4 protein-coding genes are annotated in these 2,427 nt (G+C 69.3%); 2 read left to right on the top strand and 2 right to left on the bottom strand.

Translation table 11 applies throughout. The annotated features are described in order from the left end of the window. Together VMF51_RS06725 and VMF51_RS06720 are read right to left on the bottom strand one after the other, a co-directional pair. Nucleotides 1-482 (bottom strand): LLM class flavin-dependent oxidoreductase (locus VMF51_RS06725; RefSeq protein ID WP_325473641.1); only part of this gene is annotated, 482 nt, incomplete at its 3' end. Between the two features lie 95 nt (nt 483-577). Continuing rightward, the gene (locus VMF51_RS06720) at nt 578-1,087 is read right to left on the bottom strand and encodes a flavin reductase family protein (RefSeq protein WP_325473640.1); all 510 of its coding nucleotides are present in this window, start codon (nt 1,085-1,087) and stop codon (nt 578-580) included. Nucleotides 1,088-1,333: 246 nt separating this feature from the next. On the opposite strand from VMF51_RS06720, the gene VMF51_RS06715 reads away from it, so the two are divergent. Together VMF51_RS06715 and VMF51_RS06710 are read left to right on the top strand one after the other, a co-directional pair. After that, nucleotides 1,334-2,119 carry an alpha/beta fold hydrolase gene (locus VMF51_RS06715; protein ID WP_325473639.1) on the top strand — a complete coding sequence of 262 codons (786 nt, stop codon included), beginning with the start codon at nt 1,334-1,336 and terminating at the stop codon, nt 2,117-2,119. After that, the coding region (locus VMF51_RS06710; RefSeq protein ID WP_325473638.1) for an LLM class flavin-dependent oxidoreductase at nt 2,116-2,427 on the top strand (312 nt) is incomplete at its 3' end. The genes VMF51_RS06715 and VMF51_RS06710, both read left to right, overlap by 4 nt.

Below are 2,427 nucleotides of genomic sequence, written 5' to 3'. Positions count from 1 at the left end.
CCCTGCAGCGCGGTCCGGTACTTGCCCTTCCAGTCCACCACGTCCTCGCGCCACAGCCGGTGCAGCAGGTTGTAGTTCTCGAGCGCGAGCGGCAGGCCCTCGCGGATGTCCTGGCCGAACCAGGGGTAGACCGGGGCGGTGTTGCCGCGGCCGATCATCAGGTCCATCCGGCCCTTGGACAGGTGCTGGAGCATCGCGTACTCCTCGGCGATCCGCACCGGGTCGTTGGTCGTGATCAGCGTGGTCGACGTGGTGACGACGAGGCGCTTGGTCGTCGCGGCGATGTAGGCCAGCAGGGTGGTCGGCGAGCTGCTGAAGAAGGGCGGGTTGTGGTGCTCGCCGATGGCAAACACGTCCATGCCGACTTCCTCGGTCTTCTGCGCGATCTTCACCACCGCGTCGATGCGCTCCGCCTCGCTCGGCGTGTAGTTGGTGGTCGGGTCGCGGGTGATGTCGCTGACCGAGAAGAGTCCGAACTGCATGGCAGGCCTCCCAGGCGATATATGCGTTTGCATGTATCGGAAGCAAACGAGGGCGTGTTGCTATTCCCGGTGGTGTCCCTACCCAGTCGGCCGGGTCAGGATCGCATGTGGGTGACGGTGCCGTAGGAGCGCTGGCGATACAGGAGCGGCTCGAACGAGTGGGTGTCGGCGTGCTCGACCAGGCCGATGATGATGACGTGGTCGCCAGCGGTGATCAGCTGCTCGGTGCGGCAGACGAGCCACTGGCCCTTGCCCGCCAGCCGGGGCGCGCCGTGGTCCATGTACCAGGCGACGTCGGCGAACTTGTCGTCGCCCTTCCTGGCGAACGCGGTCGCCAGGGTCTGCTGTCCGACCGCGAGCACGTTCACGCCGAACCGGCCCGTGTCGGAGATGATCTTCAGCAGGTCGGAGCGCTGGTCAAGCGAGACCAGGATCATCGGCGGGTCGAGGGAGAGCGACGAGAACGCGCTCACCGTGGTGCCGTGCGGCTTGCGGTCCACGTGCGAGGTCACCACCGTCACCGGGGTCGGTACCCGGGCGAGCGTATCCCTGAAGACCGTGGCGTCGACCTGGTCACGTCCCTGGCTAGCGCCAACACCGTCCATCCGATCAGCGTACGTTCACTGGCGGCGTTTCGGCCAGCGCGGCTAGACCCGAGCCACCAAAGTCGGCTGACGGTGATCGTTGCCGTGCACAGCGGGTCATAGGAGCGCGTTCCACCGCCTTGACTGCGATCGCGGCGGCAACGGATTCTGGGCTCACACGTGCGGTAGCGGGCCGACCCGGTAGGAGGCAGCGCAGTGACAGCAGTCGCGCCGACGGAGGAGTTTCTCGAACTTGCCGGGGGGAGGGTGCACCTGCTCCGGGGCGGGGCGGGCGAGCCGGTGCTGTTCCTGCACGCAGCGGGCGGGGCGGGGGCCTGGCTTCCGTTCCACGCGCAGTTGGCGGGGGCCGGGTTCGAGGTGATCGCGCCCGACCATCCCGGATTCGGCCAGTCCGACGACTTCCCCGAGGTCGAGGCCATCGACGACCTGGTGTACCACTACCTGGACGTGCTCGACGGGCTCGGCCTGGACCGACCGCACGTCGTCGGGGCGTCATTCGGCGGGTGGATCGCGGCCGAGGTCGCCGTGCACTCGCCGCACCTGATCGGGTCGCTCACGCTGCTGTCGGCGGCGGGCCTGCGACTGCCCGACCACCCGGTCGCGGACGTCTTCCTGATGTCCCCGGCGAAGCTGGCGTCGGCGCTGTTTCACGATCCGCTGCTCGTTCCGCCGCCTGCGCCGCCGCCCCCAGGCGCGGCCCCCGACCTTGACGCGATCATCGCCTCTTACCGCGAGGCGACGTCGCTGGCCCGGTTCTCGTGGGCGCCCTACCTGTCCGACCCCAAGCTCGAGCGGCGGCTGGGCCGGATCACCGCGCCCACCCTGGTCGTCGCGCCGTCCGACGACCGGCTGGTCCCGGTCGCGCACGCGCGGCGCTACGCCGCGCTGATCGGCGGCGCCGACTACGCCGAGGTCGCCGAGTGCGGGCACGCGATGCACGTCGAGCGGCCGGCCGAGTTCGCCGCGCTGGTGGCGTCATTCCTGGCGTCGCACCCCCTTGCCCCCCTCGCCGAGAGCGGAGTCAGCCGGTGAAGTTCAGCTTCTTCCACCTGATGCCGTACCCGCACCTGCCGGACGACTTCGACTCGAAGTACGACTCGTCCGCGCTGACCTACCCGAACGCGAACTTCGACCCGGCCCTCGGGTCGGCGCTGTACGCGCGCTACCTGGACGAGCTCGAGTACGCGGACCAGCTCGGCTTCGACGGGATCGCGGTCAACGAGCACCACCAGTCCGCCTACGGGCTGATGCCGTCGCCGAACCTGATGGCGGCGGCGCTCACCCGGCGGACCTCGAACGCGCGGATCATGGTGCTCGGCAACGCCATCGGCATCCGCGGC

Source organism: Nocardioides sp. (assembly GCF_035503875.1).
Lineage (GTDB): Bacteria > Actinomycetota > Actinomycetes > Propionibacteriales > Nocardioidaceae > Nocardioides.
The sequence above is the reverse complement of the archived record's forward strand: the minus strand, read 5'-3'. Positions and strand labels throughout refer to the sequence as shown.

Bases quoted from the DNA above. Each gene is read 5' to 3' on its own strand.
- VMF51_RS06720 (WP_325473640.1), bottom strand. From the start codon at position 1,087: ATGGACGGTGTTGGCGCTAGCCAGGGACGTGACCAGGTCGACGCCACG.